The organism is Mycolicibacterium sp. SMGY-1XX (assembly GCF_059132455.1).
Genome location: NZ_CP101139.1, coordinates 6,615,899 through 6,632,498 on the forward strand (window position 1 = coordinate 6,615,899; position 16,600 = coordinate 6,632,498).

At 66.4% G+C, this 16,600-nt stretch carries 15 protein-coding genes; 2 read left to right on the top strand and 13 right to left on the bottom strand.

The genetic code is table 11. The features are described 5' to 3' along the window. Positions 1 to 37: 37 nt before the first annotated feature. Positions 38 to 1,111, bottom strand: a complete 1,074-nt coding sequence (locus NL241_RS31585; protein WP_494396035.1) for an NAD(P)H-dependent amine dehydrogenase family protein — start codon at positions 1,109 to 1,111, stop codon at positions 38 to 40. 76 nt (positions 1,112 to 1,187) lie between these two features. Between NL241_RS31585 and NL241_RS31590 the strand changes: the two genes are divergently transcribed. Both NL241_RS31590 and NL241_RS31595 read left to right on the top strand, forming a co-directional pair. Continuing rightward, entirely contained in the window at positions 1,188 to 1,943 is a 756-nt protein-coding gene (locus NL241_RS31590) for a glucose 1-dehydrogenase (RefSeq protein WP_487690510.1), read from the top strand. Between the two features lie 589 nt (positions 1,944 to 2,532). Continuing rightward, positions 2,533 to 3,840: a hypothetical protein gene (locus NL241_RS31595; RefSeq protein ID WP_494396036.1), complete on the top strand. Its 1,308-nt coding sequence runs from the start codon at positions 2,533 to 2,535 to the stop codon at positions 3,838 to 3,840. Between the two features lie 55 nt (positions 3,841 to 3,895). On the opposite strand, the gene NL241_RS31600 is transcribed toward NL241_RS31595, so the two are convergent. The 12 genes from NL241_RS31600 to NL241_RS31655 are packed head-to-tail and all read right to left on the bottom strand — an operon-like array spanning position 3,896 to position 16,458. Further along, positions 3,896 to 4,390, bottom strand: coding sequence for an SRPBCC family protein (locus tag NL241_RS31600; RefSeq protein ID WP_487690508.1), 495 nt, complete (start codon positions 4,388 to 4,390; stop codon positions 3,896 to 3,898). 31 nt (positions 4,391 to 4,421) lie between these two features. Continuing rightward, a complete protein-coding gene (locus NL241_RS31605) occupies positions 4,422 to 4,772 on the bottom strand; it encodes an ArsR/SmtB family transcription factor (RefSeq protein ID WP_487690507.1) in 351 nt (116 codons plus the stop codon). A 48-nt stretch (positions 4,773 to 4,820) separates the two neighbouring features. Further along, positions 4,821 to 5,888: an acyl-CoA dehydrogenase family protein gene (locus NL241_RS31610; protein WP_494396037.1), complete on the bottom strand. Its 1,068-nt coding sequence runs from the start codon at positions 5,886 to 5,888 to the stop codon at positions 4,821 to 4,823. Next, a complete protein-coding gene (locus NL241_RS31615) occupies positions 5,885 to 7,051 on the bottom strand; it encodes an acyl-CoA dehydrogenase family protein (RefSeq protein ID WP_494396038.1) in 1,167 nt (388 codons plus the stop codon). Before NL241_RS31615 ends, NL241_RS31610 begins: the two co-directional genes overlap by 4 nt. After that, positions 7,048 to 7,962, bottom strand: a complete 915-nt coding sequence (locus tag NL241_RS31620; protein ID WP_494396039.1) for an acyl-CoA dehydrogenase family protein — start codon at positions 7,960 to 7,962, stop codon at positions 7,048 to 7,050. The genes NL241_RS31615 and NL241_RS31620 overlap by 4 nt, the downstream gene beginning before the upstream one ends. Continuing rightward, entirely contained in the window at positions 7,959 to 9,110 is a 1,152-nt protein-coding gene (locus NL241_RS31625) for an acyl-CoA dehydrogenase family protein (RefSeq protein WP_487690503.1), read from the bottom strand. Before NL241_RS31625 ends, NL241_RS31620 begins: the two co-directional genes overlap by 4 nt. A 2-nt stretch (positions 9,111 to 9,112) precedes the next feature. Beyond that, positions 9,113 to 10,270 (bottom strand): CaiB/BaiF CoA transferase family protein, encoded by a 1,158-nt coding sequence (locus tag NL241_RS31630; protein ID WP_487690501.1) that lies wholly within the window; start codon positions 10,268 to 10,270, stop codon positions 9,113 to 9,115. After that, positions 10,263 to 11,189, bottom strand: a complete 927-nt coding sequence (locus NL241_RS31635; protein WP_494396040.1) for an SDR family NAD(P)-dependent oxidoreductase — start codon at positions 11,187 to 11,189, stop codon at positions 10,263 to 10,265. The genes NL241_RS31630 and NL241_RS31635 overlap by 8 nt, the downstream gene beginning before the upstream one ends. Further along, positions 11,186 to 13,021 (bottom strand): flavin-containing monooxygenase, encoded by a 1,836-nt coding sequence (locus tag NL241_RS31640; protein ID WP_494396041.1) that lies wholly within the window; start codon positions 13,019 to 13,021, stop codon positions 11,186 to 11,188. Before NL241_RS31640 ends, NL241_RS31635 begins: the two co-directional genes overlap by 4 nt. Next, positions 13,018 to 14,226, bottom strand: coding sequence for an LLM class flavin-dependent oxidoreductase (locus NL241_RS31645; RefSeq protein ID WP_494396042.1), 1,209 nt, complete (start codon positions 14,224 to 14,226; stop codon positions 13,018 to 13,020). Before NL241_RS31645 ends, NL241_RS31640 begins: the two co-directional genes overlap by 4 nt. A 4-nt stretch (positions 14,227 to 14,230) precedes the next feature. Beyond that, entirely contained in the window at positions 14,231 to 15,553 is a 1,323-nt protein-coding gene (locus tag NL241_RS31650; protein WP_487690627.1) for an aromatic ring-hydroxylating oxygenase subunit alpha, read from the bottom strand. A gap of 47 nt (positions 15,554 to 15,600) precedes the next feature. Beyond that, a complete protein-coding gene (locus NL241_RS31655; protein ID WP_494396043.1) occupies positions 15,601 to 16,458 on the bottom strand; it encodes an SDR family NAD(P)-dependent oxidoreductase in 858 nt (285 codons plus the stop codon). Positions 16,459 to 16,600 lie beyond the last annotated feature (142 nt).

The window sequence follows — 16,600 nt, forward strand, 5'->3', positions numbered from 1 at the left end:
TCTCGTCCAACGAGAAGACAGTTTACAGTCAGCTGCTTTAACTTCGGTATACGCCTTTCCCGGTAACCAGCGGCATGTCCAGCGTGGTGCGAATCCCCGGCGGAGCTGCGACGACGTCGGGAATCGCGTTCACGATCCGGCCGGCCGCCACCAGGATGGCCGCGTAATTGTGGTCACCGCGGCTGCTGGTGGGGCAGATGTCGACGGCATACGACGGTTCGCCGGTGATCTCGACGCGGTAGGAACCACCCGGCTGTGCGGGCTGGGCCCAGTCCGGCCGCAGATCCTCCCGCACGCGGGTGATGTGTTCGACCACCACCACCGGTTTGCCGCCGGCCATACCGTTGATCTCGAAGCGCATTGCGGCCACGGTGCCTTTCTCGATGACGCCGAGGGCCGTCTCGATGTCCTCGGGTGCGGGCTCCAACTCGTAGTTCTCGGTGATCTCGTCGAGCTCGACCCCGATCCCCGCCGCCAACATCTTCAGCGCCGTCCCCCAGGCCGCGCTGAGGACCCCGGGCAGCAGCAGCATGCCCGGTTGGTCGATCGGATTGCCGAAGCCCATCACGATCTTCATCACCACCTCGCCGTCATAGGTGGCGTAGTCGGCGATCTCCATGGTGCGGATCTGCTCGATCCGCTGACAGGTGCCCGCCAGCGCGAACGGCATCAGGTCGGTGGCAAAACCCGGGTCCACGCCGGTGATGAACACTGTCGAATTGCCTTGTTGCGCCGCGTCTTCGACACGCTGGATGGCCTTGTCCGGCATCACCCCCCAGGGGAACTGCAACCCACCGGGCGCCGATCCGACGACGTTGATGCCGGCCGCCAGCGCAGCGGTGACGTCCCGGGTGGCCTCGATGGGCCGGGTGTCGCCCATGGCGCAGTAGACAAGACAGTCGGGTCTGGTGGCCAGTACCCCGTCGAGCCCTCTGGTGGCCACGACTCCGGTCGTCACGTCGAGGCCCGCGAGGTCGCCCGCGTCCATGCCCAGCTTGTCGTCCGTGGAAACCCCCACCGCGGTGAGTTCGAAGCGGGGGTCCTCGATCAGCTGGGTCAGGGCGATGCGGCCGCAATTGCCGGTGCCCACGAGTGCGACGCGGATGGTCATGATTGGCAGTATGCGGGCTCAGGCACGGAATTGAAACATGTTCTAGTTTTTCCGCGGTCGGGTAGCCTGACGCCTCATGGGACGCGTGGACGGAAAAGTTGTACTGATCAGCGGCGGCGCACAGGGCATGGGTGCCGCACACGCCAAGTTGCTCGTCGCCGAGGGCGCGAAGGTGGTGATCGGCGACATCCTCGACGAGAAGGGGGAAGCGCTGGCCGCGGAGCTGTGTGCCGCAGAATCGGGATCAGCGCGCTACGTCCACCTCGACGTCACCGACGCCGAGCAGTGGGACGCCGCGGTCAAGACCGCTGTCGACACCTACGGCGGGCTCACCGCACTGGTCAACAACGCCGGCATCGTCGCACTGGGCAAGATCGGCAAGTTCGATATGGCCAAGTGGCAGAAGGTCATCGACGTCAACCTGACCGGGACGTTCCTCGGCATGCAGGCCGTCGTCGGGCAGATGAAAGCCGCCGGCGGCGGGTCCATCATCAATGTGTCGTCGATCGAAGGCCTGCGGGGCGCACCGATGGTGCACCCCTACGTCGCGTCCAAGTGGGCGGTCCGCGGCCTGGCCAAGTCGGCCGCACTGGAGCTGGGCCCCGACAACATCCGGGTGAACTCCATTCACCCCGGCTTCATCCGCACCCCGATGACCAAACACTTCCCCGACGACATGGTGACGGCCCCGCTCGGCCGGCCCGGCAAATCGGAGGAAGTCGCGACGTTCATCGTGTTCCTCGTCAGCGACGAGTCCTCCTTCGCGACGGGCAGTGAGTTCGTCATGGACGGCGGCCTGGTGACCGACGTCCCCCACAAGAACATCTTCTGAAGGTCCCCCTCTCGCGACGACACCCCACTCTCCGCGAGCGCGCGTGTCTGTACGGCGGCACGCCGCAGATCCCGTACGAACACGCGCGCTCGCGCCCGCTTTTGACAACGGTTGCTTTCGAAGTGGCAGTGGATGCCACCCGGTTGCAGCGCCACTCTGGCGGCGAAACCGGGCGGCCCTCGATCCGACGACGTGCCGGTTTTGCCAGCCCCCACTCCCGGGGCGCGGCGACGCAGGGCCGTGTACCCCTGGTTCGTGGCAACCTTCTCGTCCTTGTGTTGTGAACTACCACGAGAGATGAGTTCCCGCACCGCACCACCTGCGGTGATATTGACGCAGACGCCAGTCCCCGGGTGGACGTTCGATCCACCGACGGACAAATGTCCGCGACCGGCAAAGCTTTGCAAAACGCAACCAACCTGGTTGCAGTGCGTCTGAACAGCTAGCTTTCCGATGCCGCAAACGCATTTGCTCGACTTGACAGTCGTCATCCAAGGCGAATCTGTTTTTACGAAAAGCGACTCTTTGTCAACTTACTGTGGAGTAGATTCCGGCTGCCCATTTCTTACGTTCTCGTCAAGGAGAGTCCATGTACGTTGCAGCCCGGTCGTACCTAGCAACGGGTGTCGCCGTCGTCGGAGCGAGCGCTCTGGCAATCAGCCCGTTGTCGCCGGTGAGCACTCCGCTCTCCGATGTCACCGTTCCGGCCATCTCGACGGCTGCCGTCGATCTGACGTCACTTGCCAATCCTCTCGAGCTGTGGGTTCAGGTCCTGTCGAAGGCGGTCGACAACGCCGGCGCGCTGGGCCAGAACTGGCTCTCCGACCCCGCGCCGATCCTCCGGCAGCTCGCGGCCAACCAGATCGGGTACATCGAAACCCTGGCCGCCGCCGCCAACGGTGTGGTGGCCGGTCTCGGTGAGTACTTCTCCCCGGACAACCCGTACGGGGCAGCCGTCGAAATCGAGCGCGCAAAGCAACTGTTCGCCGCCGGCAACATCGGCGGGGCCGTCTCCGCCCTGTCCGGGGCCCTGATCACCGGAACCATCATCGTGGGGTTCGGCTTGCCCCTGTTCGAGTCGGGCGTGCTCGACATTCCGTCGAAGATCGCTCAGAACGCCGCCGACGTGGTCACCGCGATGTTCAGCCTGACCACGGCATTGCCTCTGCTGACCGGTGTTCTCGGGCCCATCATCAACCCGATCAACGCGCTCGGCGCCACGGCCCAGGATGTCCTCGACTCCCTCGAGGCCGGGGACCTGCTTGCCGCGGTCACCGCCGTGGTGAACATCCCGGCGGTCATGACCGGTGCACTGCTCAACGGTTTCGAGGCCGCCGACGGCAGCTTCCTCCCGGGTCTGCTGTCTCTGGACAGTTTTGCCGGTGGTCTGGTCCAGGGCCTGTTCATCACCCTCCCGCGCGCCATCGCCGGTGCGCTCGGCGCCAACTCGTCGCTGGCCAAAACCGCGGCCACCGATGAGGTATCCGCCCTCACCACCGAGCCCGCGGCAACGGTGACCCTGGATGTGCCCGGCGCCGCGCCGGCCGTGGTCTCCGAGCCCGCAGACGAGGCCGCTGCACCCGAACCGTCCGGCGTTGAGCCCGCCGTGCCCGTCGTCGATGACGAGCCGGTCGAGGAACCGGTGACCGACGAGGCCGAGGTGCCGGCCGAGGAAACGGAGGCCCCGGTGGAGGAGCCGGCAGCCGAGGAGGAGCCGGCCGCTGAGGAAGAGCCGGCAGCCGAGGAAGAGCCCGCCGCCGAAGAAGAGGAGCCGGCAAGCGAGGAAGAGCCGGCGGACGAAAGCGAAAAGGCCGACAGCACAGACGATTCGGCCAACGAAACGGGTGATTCCGACTCCGACAGCTCCGACGCGAGCGACAAGGACGTGGCGGCGTAACCCCCTTCGCCGCCAGGCGCGGGCCCTCACCTGCACAGGTGAGGGCCCGTTGCCGTCAACGCGCCTTGATCAGCGCGACCATCTGGTCCAGGGCGGCGCCCCAACCGTCGGCGAAGCCCATTGCCTCATGCTGTTTGCGCGCGGATTCGCTGTCGTGCAGCGCGGTTGCGGTGTAGCGGGTGCCACTACCTTCGGCCACGATGTCGATGATCGCGGTGAAGTGGAACTCGCCCTCCGGCACCGGAACCGGTCGGTACCCCGGCCCCAGCGCCGACGTGAAGACGAGCCGACGGCCATCGACCACCTCGAGGTAGCACCCGGTGGACGGGTATTGCTCACCTTCGGGCGAGGCCATCACGGTGTGCATCTTCCCGCCGGGCCACAGATCCACCTCGACCGCCACCGTCGACCACGGCGCCGGGGTGAACCACTGCACCAGCTGGTCGGGAATGGTCCAGGCGTCCCATACGGCCCTGGGGTTCACGTCGACAAACCGGTCCAGAACCAGGTCGGTGGTGGGGTCGACGTCGACGGGGCGAAGTTCGGTCATGGCAATTACTCCTTGGTCAGGTGGCGGTCGATCAGGTAGACCCGCCACGGGTCAGAAATTCATCGAGCTGGTCGAGCCTGCGCTCCCAGCGCGAGTGCTGTTGTGAGAGCCAGGTTTCCGCTGTGGCCAGATGGTCAGCGGTCAGCTGGTACGTCCGGACCCGGCCCGCCTTGTTCGACGCCACCAGGCCGGCATGCTCCAGCACCGTCATGTGCTGGGTGAAGGACGGCAACGCCATCGAGAACGGCCGGGCCAGTTCCGAGGTGGACGCGGGGCCCCGGCTCAGCCTCTCGATCACGGCGCGGCGGGTGGGATCCGCAAGCGCGTGGAAAACACCGTCCAGCGGTTCACCCGTCATCACGGCGCCGGATTGCTTAGGCATACACCTAAGTATTACGACACCTGAGGTCTCCGGTCAACCCTTGATCTGTCAATCCAGATACTGCTGCGCGATCAGCTGCCGGTGCGCGGCCGGCGAGCCCGCCAGAGCACGGTTGAGCGTCGCCCGCTTCAGGTACGCAGGCACGCCGCTTTCCCAGGTGTACCCGATGCCACCGTGCAACTGCAGTGCCTTACCGGCGATTTCGACGGCCGATTCACCGGCGAACGCTTTCGCCTTCGACGCCGCCACGCCGGCGTCCGGGCGCGCGCTCGCCACGGCCTCCACTGCCTCCTGGACCAGCTGACGCGTCACCGCGATCTGCACCAGCATGTCGGCGCAGGCGTGCTTGACGGCCTGGAAGGAGCCGATGGGCCGGCCGAACTGTTGACGCAGACCGACGTAGGACACCGTGCGCGCGAGCATCGCCTCACTGAGGCCGAGGCTGTCGAGGGCCACCGCAGTGGCGGCGCGGGCGGCCAGCAACCGCAGGGCTTCTCGCGGGTCACCGGCGAACCGCAACACCGACCGCGCCTCCACCGTCACCCCCTCGGCGACGATCACACGCAGATCGCGCGTCTGGTCGGTCACCGGTTGCGCCGTGACGGTCAGGCCCGGGCTGCCCGACGGCACCACCGCAACCACCGGTTCTCCCGACGGGTCCTGCGTCACCAGCAACAGGACGCCGGCGCCGCCATCGGGAACGAATCGGGCTCTGCCCTGCACCCGCCACCCCGCCGATGACTCCGCCACGGTGAAACCTGGTGTGAAGCAGGCATTCTGGTGGTCATCGCCGAGGGCGACCGCCACCGCCGACGATCCGGCGGCCATGCCGGCCAGCAGTTCGTCGCGCACACCGTTGCGGTGAGCCGCCAGTAACACCCCCACCGCGAGCGTGCCACCGAGGTAACCCGTACGCGCGGCGGCCCGCCCGATCTCGATCAGGATCACCGCGGTCTCCCGGAACGTGGCGTCCGCGCCGTCGAGAAGTCCGGGCACCTCCAACCCGGTCCAGCCGGCCTGCGCCAGCAGCTTCCAGGTCACACCGGCTTCCTCTTTGGCGAGCAAATCCGCTGCCACAGAGCGCAATTCGTCATGCAGTTCGGCAAACTCGGTCATACCGCGCTCGGCTCTCGCGGCAGGCCCAGCCCACGCTCGCCGATGATGGTCCGCTGGATCTCGCTGGCGCCCCCGGGAATGGTCCACTCCCAGGACCCGATGAAATCCAGTGCCCAGGCGCCGGATTCCCAGCCGCTCGACAGTGGTTTGCGGATGTGGGTGTGAGCGTCCAGACCGCCGATCTCGGTGCCGAAATCGGTGAGCCGCTGCAGCAGTTCGCTGTAGTACAACTTGACGATCGACGCGTCCGCGGGCCCGCCACCCTCGGACTGTACGAGTTGGCGGGTCAGCCCGCGCAGACCGGTGATCTCGATATCGAACTGCGCCAGTCGATCCCGTACCCGCGCATCATCGGCTTGGTGGATTCGGCACAACTCGACCAGCCACCGGAAACCCGCATGCCCCAACCGCTCCGCCAGCTCCAGCATCGTCATGCCCCGCTCGGCGCCCAGAGTCGCCTGCGCCACCCGCCAGCCGTCGTTCTCCGCGCCCACCAGGTTGGTCTCGGGGATCTCGACGTCGTTGAGGAAGATCTCGCAGAAATGCGAATCGCCCACCGCATTACGGATGGGCCGCACCTCGACACCCGGTGTGGCCATGTCCATCAGGAAGTACGAGATACCCTTGCGCTTGGGTGCAGACGGGTCCGTCCGCGCCAACAGGAGGCACCAGTCGGCGTGCAGTCCTCCGCTGGCCCAGAGCTTTTGGCCGTTGACCACAAAAGTACGGCCGTCACGGCGTGCGGTGGTACGCAGGCTCGCGAGGTCCGAACCGGCCTCCGGCTCCGAAAAGCCCTGCACCCAGATCTCACCGTCCAGGATCGCGGGCAGGTGCTTTCGGCGCTGTTCATCGGTTCCGGCCATCAACAATGTCGATGCGGCATGGTGGATCCCGACGAAGGCCAGGACCAGGCGCGGCGCGTCATGCGCCGCGAGTTCCTGGTACAAGACGACCTGCTCGGCCACCGGCATCCCGCCACCCCACTCGGCCGGCCAGTGCGGAACCGCGTAACCCGCGCTGTGCAATTCGGCGAACCACGCCTTCTGGAAGTCAACGAAGGTGTGGTCGTCGGCACCGGTCTGCGACGTGCGCCAGTCGCTGGGCACATGCTCGCGACACCACTGCCGGACCTGTGTGCGGAAAGCGTCGAGACCGGCAGTCACGGCACGAACAACCCGGTCAGACCACGACGGCCGAGTCGCCGGGTCAAATGGGCCCGCGTCGCTGACAAGCCGAACGGCAGCCTGCGCAGCGGTTGGCTGTACCGCGACAGCCAGGACACGGTGGTCTCATCGCAGAACCCCACGGCACCGTGCAATTGATGACACACCCGGAACACCACCTCTGCGGCTTCGATGGCGGCCATCCTCAGCGCCAGCGCGTCCTCGAGGCCCGACATGCCGTTCAGGCTCCACAGTGTGTACTTGGCCAGGATGTCCAACCCGCTTCGTTCCACCTCGGCGTCGGTGAGTTGGAACTGCACGCCCTGGAAGCCGGACAGCGGCTGACCGAACTGCTTGCGTAATCCGACATGGGCCACCGTCTCGTCGATGGCCCGGTCGAGCATGCCGAGCAGGGTCCAGCACGGCAACACCAGTGCCAGCCTCAGATCCTCGCCGCCGTTGTCGTCGATGTGGTCGAGCGCCAACTCGCCGGTGAAGGCCGCACCCGTCCCGCGTACGCCCGTCACCACGCTGCGCCTGCCGTCGATACCGACTGCGGCCCAACGGTTGTCCAGACCCGCCAGACCTGCCTCGGCGCGCGCCTCGTCCACCACCACCACACCGTCGACCTGGAGATCGGCCGGGCGGGCCAACCGCTCGGCCACCGGGTACGGCAGCGCCCAGTACCCGGCGCTGCGGCACAGCGCCGCGGCGGCCTCGAGGGATTCCGCGTCGGCGCGCGGCTCCAGCTCCCACGCACCGAGCTCGGCAAGTGCCGGGCCGACCAGGGTCTCACGCAGTTGCGGTTTGGCTTCGGCTTCGATGACCAGCTGATCACCTCCGGCGGCCTGGAATGCGCGCCGCGCCTGCTTTCCGTATTCCACCGCCTCGGCGGACAGTTCGAGGTTCACCGCTGCGCCGCCAACATGCTGCGTGACAACAGGATCCGCTGCATCTCGATACTGCCGGAGGAGACGGTGGAGGCCTGTGCGTACCGCCAGTGATCCTCCACCTCGGCCCGGAAGTGATCGGTCGCGGGCAGCCCGGCCGCAATCTCCATCAACACCTCGGCGCTGTCCTGGTCCAGTTTGGTCACTGCGATGCGATACGCTGCGGCATCCCCGGGATTCACCCGACCCTGCGCCTGCATGGCGACCACCCGGTAGGCCATCAACCGGGCACGCCGGCAATGGGTCAGCATCCGCGCCCACCGGCCGCGCAACTCCTCGGGCAGGCCGTCCCAACGCTCACCCACGGCCTCGGGCGCCAGCGCAAGCAGTCGCTCGCACCGGGCGTACCTGGCGATCCCCACCCGCTCGAACGACATCACGTCCTGCACGATCGACCAGCCCGCGTCGACGGTGCCGAGCACGTCGGCGTCGGTGACCCGCAGGTCGTCGAAGAACACCTCGTTGAGGTGGTGCGGCCCCAGCATGGTGCGGATCGGCCGCACCTGGATGGCCGGGTCGTCCATCGGCACCAGGAAGATCGTCAAGCCGTGCTGCTTCTTGGCGGCGCCTTCGACGTACCTGGTGGTGCGTGCCAGCAGGAAGCACCACTGCGCCATGGTGGCGTACGACGTCCAGATCTTCTGACCGCTGATCAGCCAGCTGTCACCGTCGCGGCGAGCGAAGGTGCGCAGCGACGCCAGATCGGAACCGGCCTCCGGTTCGGAGAAGCCCTGGCACCAGATCACCTCGCCGCGGGCGATCGGCGGCAGATGTGTGCGCTGCTGCGCGTGCGTGCCGTGGCGCATGATGATCGGGCCCACCCAGTTGACCCCCATGTACTGTGCGCCGCGTGGTTCGTGATGGGCCCACATCTCCTCGCGGACCACGGTCTGTTCCCACACGGTGGCGCCGCGGCCGCCGAACTCCTCCGGCCACGCCATACACAGCAACTCCTGCTCGGCCAGGGTGCGGCAGAACTGTTGTGCCACCGCCAGATCCGCCGGATCGTCGGTGAAGGCGCCGAGGAACCCGGCGGGCACGTGCCGGTGCACCAGATCGCGTAGCTGCCCACGCAGTTCTTCTGCGCCGCTTCCCATCTCGAAGTCCACGCTCACGCTCCGAACAACGAGGTACGGATGCCGAGCTCACGCAACACCGCATCGGTGTCGGCGCCCAGCTCCGGCGCCGGTCCGTGCACCCGGCCCGGGGTACGCGAGAACCAGGTCGGGACGCCGGGGAAGCGCACGGGACCGTATGCGGTGTCGACGGTCTCGAACAGACCGACGGCGTTGAGATGCGGATCGTCGAACAGTGCGTCTGGGGTGCGCAGCGGCGCGGCCGGGATCTCCAGCTCCCGGAACAGGGTCAGCCACTCGTCGGTGGTGCGCTCGGCCAGGGTCTGGGCCACCAACGCGTACACCGCGTCGATCTGTTTCGCGCGCCGTTCCAGCGTGGCGTACAGATCGCTGCTCCAGGGCGGCTGCACCGCTGCGATGAACGCATTCCAGTGTTTGTCGTTGTAGATCAACGCGGCGATGTAGCCGTCCTTGGTGCGGTAGGGCTTGCGGTTGGGGGCCACTGTGCGTGGGTAGACGGCAGGGCCCAGCGGTGGGCTGAACATCGCCCCGTTGGCGTGCTCGACGAGCATGAACGAGGCCATGGTCTCGAACATGCTGACCTCCACCTCCTGGCCTTCGCCGGTGCGTTCACGGTGGAACAGCGCCATCATGGTGGCGTACAGCGCGGTCAGCCCCGCCACTTTGTCGGCCATGATGGTGCCGACGTAGTTCACCTCACCGGTCAGTTGCTCCTGGACCGCCGGCAGCCCGCACTCGGCCTGGATGGTGTCGTCGTAGGCGGGGCGGTCGGCCTCGGGTCCGCGACGGCCGTAGCCGTAACAATTGGTGTAGACGATCTGCGGATTCAGTTGCGCCACCTCGGGATAGGCGAAGCCGAGCTTGGCCACGGCCTTGGCCCGCATGGAATGGATGAACACATCCGCCGACTCGATGAGCGCCTGCAGCGCACGTTTGCCCTCCGGGGTCTGCAGATCCAGGACCGCACTGCGCTTGCCGCGGTTGACGTTGACGAACACCCCGCTCATCCCGGGCGCCGGGCCCACCGAGATGTAGCGTGTGTTGTCACCCTCGGGTGGTTCGATCTTGATGACCTCAGCGCCCATATCGGCCATGATCTGCGTGCAGTAGGGACCCATCACCATTGCGGTGAGGTCGACCACCCGCACCCCGGTCAGGGGGCCGCTAGACATGTTCGGCCGCTCGGGAGAAGCTGTACCGGATGTGGTCGGCGTGGCCGCCCGGCACCGGCGGGAAGATCACCGGAGCGCTGAGATCCCTGATCTCATCCAGGGATTCGGCCACCTCCTCGATGGACCACGACGCGCGATACGCACCGGGTGATTCGGCGATCACCGCTCGGGCCACCCTACCGGCCAGGGCCACGAAGATCTCCCCCGTCACCGAGCAGCTCTCGTGCGACAACCACCCCACCACAGGCGCCACCAGTTCCGGCCCCATCGGCGGGTACGCGGAAGTGTCGATACCCTCGGCCATCCGGGTGACCGCGGCGGGAACCACGACATTGCACCGCACATTTGCCGGCGCCCCCTCCAGCGCGGCGACATTGGACAGCCCGATGATGCCGGCCTTGGCGACGCCGTAGTTGGCGACCTCATGATTGCCGTACAGGCCGCCGATCGACGACGTGAGCACAATCCGCCCGTACTCACGCTCCAGCATCACCGGAAACGCCGGCCGCACCACGTGAAAAGCGCCGCGCAGATGCACGTCGAGAACCGCGTCGAAGTCGTCGTAGGACATCTGCGCCAGCGGCGCGCGCCGTACGTTGCCCGCGTTGTGGATCAGCACGTCGACCCGTCCGAATGCCTCGAGGGCGGTGTTGATGATCGCCCCGCCCCCGTCTGCGGTGGCCACCGATGCGGCGCTGGCCACCGCTACCCCGCCTGCGGCCACGATCTCGGCCGCCACCTCGGCCGCGGGCCCGGCATCGGTACCGTCACCGGTGAGGGTGCCGCCGGAGTCGTTGACCACCACCGCGGCGCCGCGCGAGGCGAGCAACAGTGCATACGCCCGGCCCAGACCGCGTCCGGCGCCGGTGACGACGGCCACCCTGCCTTCGAAACCCAGTGGGTACCTGGCTTCGCTCATCGGGTTCCGAGGTCGAGTCCGGCCAGCTCTCCCTGAGAGCGCCACTGCGCCAACAGGTCTCCGAAGGCGTAGAACCCGGGGCCGTACGGTTCACCGAGATGGCTCCGGATACCCTCGCCGCCGCCACCGCCTTCGTTGTTGTAGTACCCCGGCGTGCAGGACGCGTCGAACGCGGAGTTGTCCACCGCGCTGTCCTTGATGGTCCGACACCAGTCGTCTTGGGCCTCCTGCGTGGGTTCCACCACGGTCACGCCGCGGTTCAGCGCCTCGGCGACGATGTAGGCGATGTGCTCACCCTGCAGTTCGTAGTTCGCGGCGATGTTGGCCGAGATACCCACTTGTGTGAAGCCGGTGAAGAACTGGTTGGGGAAGCCGCGGCTGGTCATACCGTGCAGCGTCTGATACCCGTCGCGCCAGTAGTCGTAGAGCGATAGCCCGTCGCGGCCGGTGATGGCGTCGATCGAGTAGCGGCGGCTGATCTCGGTGGTGATCTCGAACCCGCTGGCGTAGATGATGCAGTCGACTTCGTATTCCCTGCCGCCGGCGACGATACCCGTGGCCGTGATCCGCTCGACGCCACGGGAATCCGATACGTCGACCAGGGTCACGTTGTCGCGGTTGAACGCAGGCAGGTAGTCGTCGTTGGACAGCGGGCGTTTGCACAGGAAGCGGTAGTACGGTTTGAGCGCTTCGGCGGTGTCCGGATCGTCCACCAGATCACCGATGCGGCGGCGCAACCGCTCCATGATCTTGTAGTCCTCTTCCTCCCGGAGCGACATGAACAACTCCGGTGTCATCGAGGCCGGATCTTCCAGCGCCAGCACCCGCGCGGCGGTGTTTCGGCCCAGTTCGGTCCAGAAGTCGCACACCAGATCCGGTTGTCCCGGCGCCATGCCTTCGAAGGTCCACGCATGGAAGTTGCGCTGGCGCTCCTTCTGCCACCCGGGTTGTAGGGTCTTGACCCACTCGGGATCGGTGGCGGTGTTGTTGCGCGCATCGACGGTGGACGGCGTGCGCTGGAAGACGAACAGCTCTCCGGCATCCCGGGCGAGGAAAGGCACCACCTGGATGCTGGTGGCCCCGGTTCCGATGATCGCCACGCGCTTGTCGGCGAGCTTGTGCAGACCCCCGGTGCTGTCGCCGCCGGTGTAGTCGTAGTCCCACCGCGACGAGTGGAAACTGTGTCCGGTGAAATCCTGCATCCCAGGGATGCCCGGGAGCTTGGGCCGATGGAACGGCCCCGACGCCAGCACCACGAAGCGGGCCCGGATGTCGTCGCCGCGGTTGGTGCTGATGCGCCACCGGGAGATCGCGGTGTCCCAGTGCAGCTCGCGCACCTGGGTCGAGAAGATCGCCGAGTCGTAGAGACCGAAGTGCTTGCCGATGCGCCGGCAGTGCTCGTAGATCTCCGGGCCGTCGGCGAACTTCTTGCTGGGCATCCAGTCAAGTTCTTCGAGCAACGGTATATAGCAATAGGATTCGTTGTCGCATTGGATGCCGGGGTACCGGTTCCAGTACCAGACTCCGCCGAAGTCGCCGCCGAGTTCGATGATGCGGACGTCCTCGACGCCGGCCTTTTTCAGGTGTGCTGCCGACAGCAGTCCGCCGAAGCCGCCGCCGAGCACCGCAACGTCGATGTCCTCGGTGATCGGGTCACGCGGCGTCACCTCGGTGTACGGGTCGGTCTCGTAGTAACCGGCGAAGTCGTCGGTCAGTTCGACGTACTGTTTCGACCCGTCCGGCCGGAGCCGTTTGGCACGTTCCTGCGCGTACTTCTCGCGCAGGGCGTCGATGTCGATGTCTGTGGGAGTGTCCGTGGGTTCACAACTCATGCGGGCGCCTTCTCCGGCAGTGCCGCGGCGTGCAACGGCGCCTCCATGTCGTGGACGGCGGGTAGCACCTCCTCGGCGAACAGCTTCACCGAGTCGATGGCGTCGTCATACGGCATGCTCCCGAACTGCGGGACGATGGTGACCTCGGAGAACGAGCACGCCTCTTGGGCGGCCTTGAGCTTCTTGAAGATCTCCTCGGGCGAACCGATCAGCAGATTGGACGCGTGATATCCCGGCGGGCCCTTCTTTTCCTTCGGTTTGACGCCTCCGGTGCCATCCCCCTGCACGGACTCGGCGAGCACCGCGGTGGCGGTGGCCTCCCGGTTGGCATACGACTCGTAACCTTTGATGCCCTTGAAGTTGGAGGCGTCGGCAAAACCGTAGTGCACGTTGACGTCACGGTTGGCGGTGTAGATCCACTCCTCCGTCTTGGACTCCAGCTCCGACTTGTCGCCGGTCTCCGGCACGCAGTACATGAACATCACGTTTTTCGGCTGGCAGGGCGGCAGGCCTTCCTCGGCGCGGAAGGTGTTGACCTTCTGCACTTCCAGGCCGGCATCCCAGATCGGCTTGTTTCCGACGAACAACGGCACCATGCCGCGGCGCGACAGGATCTCGAGCGACTCCGGCGTCGACGACGAACTGTAGATCCGGCTGTACAGATCGTCACTGAAGGGTGCGGGACGCAAGGACATCTCGGGGAAGGAGAAGATCTCGCCGTCATAGGAAAAGCGTTCACCGGAGAACGCCAGCTTCAGGATGTCAAGGCATTCGTTGAACCGCTGCCGGCTCTCTTCGCGCGGAACACCGACGGCGTCGAACTCCGATTTCGACACTCCTCGCCCGATGCCGATGGTGGTGTAGCGGCCCTTGGACACGATGTCGAGGTAGGCGATCTGGTGGGCGAGACGCACGGGATGCCACCACGGCGCCACGGCCACGAACGTGCCCAGGCTCACCCGCTCGGTGCGCCCGGCGAAATACGTCAGGGCCTGAATCGGATTGGGGGTCATGCCGTAGGGCGTGCCCTGGTGCTCGGGGAACCAGATGCCGTCGAACCCGAGCGGCTCGGCCAGGTCGCCGAGTGCCAAAGCGCCCTGGACGCACTCCCAGTCGGGGGTTGCGGGCGGGCTGGCGAAGTCTCCGGCGAGCACCCGCTCCCAGTCCTGCGAATTCTGCGCTCCGGTACCGAGGTTGACTTTCACGTGCCTACTCCTTGAGCTCTGCAGGGGCTCCGGTGCCCATGTACTTCGACAGCTGATAGTGCAGGTTGACGGTGCTGCGCTCGCGGTACGGGTTGGGCAGCGTGCCGGGGAACCCGGCCGACTTCATCCCCCGCTGCACCGCGGCCATGTTCGAGAAGTCCTGAGGTAGCACCGACAGCCAGTTCGGCGAGTCCTTCGGGGTGTGCTCCCACGCCGTCTGCGGCTCTTGGCCTTTCGGATACAGCTCCAGACATGCCGCCTCGAAGATGCACTTGTCGGGGTCATAACTCGGGTCGGGTCGCGCGCTGTAGCACAGTGCGCTGGTCAGCCCCTGGCCCACCTGGAAGTTCGGGAACACCTGCCAGGCGGTGCCGCTCTGGCCCAGGATGTCGGGCGGGATGACCGGCCAGATCACCCCACGTGCGGCGTCGTCGCGGCGCGCCGAGGTCAGCCAGTGTTCGAGCACCTTGTCGGCCGGCGTGCCCTCGGGCAGTTCGTCCACCAGTCGTTTGGCGGCGTTGACCAACGTCTCGGTGGTGGTGGCGTTGGTCTCCTCCATGGTGTAGACCTGCATCTCGGCGGTGGAGATACGCGGGTCGCCGGTGCCGAGCCGGATCTTGGACTTGGTCTCGTCCAGCCCCTTCGGCGCGTCATAACCGATATTGCTGTGTTTGCCTTGCGCTTTGGCCCAGCCCTTGAACTCACCGAACCGGTTGAACTCCGGGTGGGTGGTGAAGACGTGATAGGTCTCGTTGAACGCTTCGAGAGCGACCTTCCAGTTGCAGTCGAAGTGCAGCCACTTGCGCCATTTGAAGCGCATGTTCTCCAACCCGAACGGGTCCAGGATCTTCGCCGCGGGAAAAAGGTAGTCCGCCAACGGTTCACAGTCCGGGTCCATGTTGATGAACAGCCAGCCACCCCAGGTGTCCACCTGTACGGGAGCCAGATGGGTGTTGCGCGGTGTCAGGGTGCCCTGCCAGTCGTCCTGTTCCCGGATGTGGGTGCAGGCGCCGTCCAGACCGTAGGTCCAGCCGTGGAACCCGCAGACAAAGGATTTACGGGCCCTGCCGAGGGCGTTCTTCTCTCCCGGCGGGGTGTCGACGAGGCGACGGCCACGGTGCATGCAGACGTTGTGATGCGCCCGGAACTCTTGTGGGCCCGTGCGCACCACGATGATCGAGTCGTCCAGGATGTCGTAGGTGAGATAGCTGCCCACCTCGGGGAGCTCCTCGACCCGGCCCACCTGCTGCCAGACCTTGCGCCACAACTTGTCCCGTTCCGCGCGGGCGTACTCGGGTGAGATGTAGGCCTCGACGCCGATGGTCATCGGCGTCGAGAGCTCTTCCACCGTCTCGATGTTCAGGTCGGTATCGGTCACGCTTCCTCCCAGCGGGTGATGGCGGCACGAAAGTTCTCGTCTTTCAGGAACAGCGAGGTGTTGTCGGCGCCGACGTGGGTCCAGCGCAGGTTCAGCCCGCCATCCACGAGGAGGGTCTGCCCGGTGATGTAGCTGGACAGCTCGGACAGCAGGAACAGGATGGCGCCCGCCTGTTCGGCGGGGGTGCCGCGGCGGCCCATCGCGATGGCCCGGCGGTCGCGGTCGGGGTCGTCGTCGACATAGGTGCCCGACGCCGGTGTCTCCGTGACGCCGGGGGCCACCGCGTTGACCCGGATCCCGGACTGCGCCAGCTCGGCGGCCATGGTCCTGGTGGCCGCGACGACGGCGGCCTTGGCGGTGCCGTAAGCGATGTGGAACGGGGCGGTGTTCATTCCGCTGATGGAGGAGACGGACACGATCGATCCCGGCCGCCCGGCGGCGCGTACCTCCGCGGCCACCGCCTGGCTCATGAAGAACATCGTCTCCAGGTTCTGGGTGAACAGCTCCCGCCACTCGGTCCGGCTCACCCGGGTGGACGGCATCCACGTGGCCGGAGCCGCGCCGCCTGCCACATTGACCAGTCCGTACAGTTCGCCGTCGGCCTCACCGGCGGCCGCCAGTGCGGTCCCTATGCCCTCGTCGGTGGAGGCGTCGGCGGCCACCGGCACGATCGGCAAGCCCTTGTCGATCAGCGGTCCGAGGTGCTGGTCCAGCTTCTCCTTGGACCGACTGACCGCCACCACGGTGGCGCCCGCTTCGGCCACCAGAGCGGTCACCGAGGTGCCGATCCCGCCGCCCGCCGCGCCGGAGACCACCACCACGCGTCCGGTCAGCCCGAAGGGATCAACCGTCATGACGGGCCCCACTCGGCCTATTTGTCCGGACCAGAATGTATGATGCTTCCATTTGGAGAGCATCATTCTCCTATGTTCGGGCGCACGTCAAGCAATGATTCACGTGAAACCTTGGCTGTTGTCTGGACGAAATACCGTTGCT

Bases quoted from the DNA above. Each gene is read 5' to 3' on its own strand.
- NL241_RS31635 (WP_494396040.1), bottom strand. From the start codon at position 11,189: ATGAGCGAAGCCAGGTACCCACTGGGTTTCGAAGGCAGGGTGGCCGTC.
- NL241_RS31630 (WP_487690501.1), bottom strand. From the start codon at position 10,270: ATGTCTAGCGGCCCCCTGACCGGGGTGCGGGTGGTCGACCTCACCGCA.
- NL241_RS31655 (WP_494396043.1), bottom strand. From the start codon at position 16,458: ATGACGGTTGATCCCTTCGGGCTGACCGGACGCGTGGTGGTGGTCTCC.
- NL241_RS31600 (WP_487690508.1), bottom strand. From the start codon at position 4,390: ATGACCGAACTTCGCCCCGTCGACGTCGACCCCACCACCGACCTGGTT.
- NL241_RS31595 (WP_494396036.1), top strand. From the start codon at position 2,533: ATGTACGTTGCAGCCCGGTCGTACCTAGCAACGGGTGTCGCCGTCGTC.
- NL241_RS31605 (WP_487690507.1), bottom strand. From the start codon at position 4,772: ATGCCTAAGCAATCCGGCGCCGTGATGACGGGTGAACCGCTGGACGGT.
- NL241_RS31650 (WP_487690627.1), bottom strand. From the start codon at position 15,553: ATGACCATCGGCGTCGAGGCCTACATCTCACCCGAGTACGCCCGCGCG.
- NL241_RS31640 (WP_494396041.1), bottom strand. From the start codon at position 13,021: ATGAGTTGTGAACCCACGGACACTCCCACAGACATCGACATCGACGCC.
- NL241_RS31610 (WP_494396037.1), bottom strand. From the start codon at position 5,888: ATGACCGAGTTTGCCGAACTGCATGACGAATTGCGCTCTGTGGCAGCG.
- NL241_RS31590 (WP_487690510.1), top strand. From the start codon at position 1,188: ATGGGACGCGTGGACGGAAAAGTTGTACTGATCAGCGGCGGCGCACAG.
- NL241_RS31585 (WP_494396035.1), bottom strand. From the start codon at position 1,111: ATGACCATCCGCGTCGCACTCGTGGGCACCGGCAATTGCGGCCGCATC.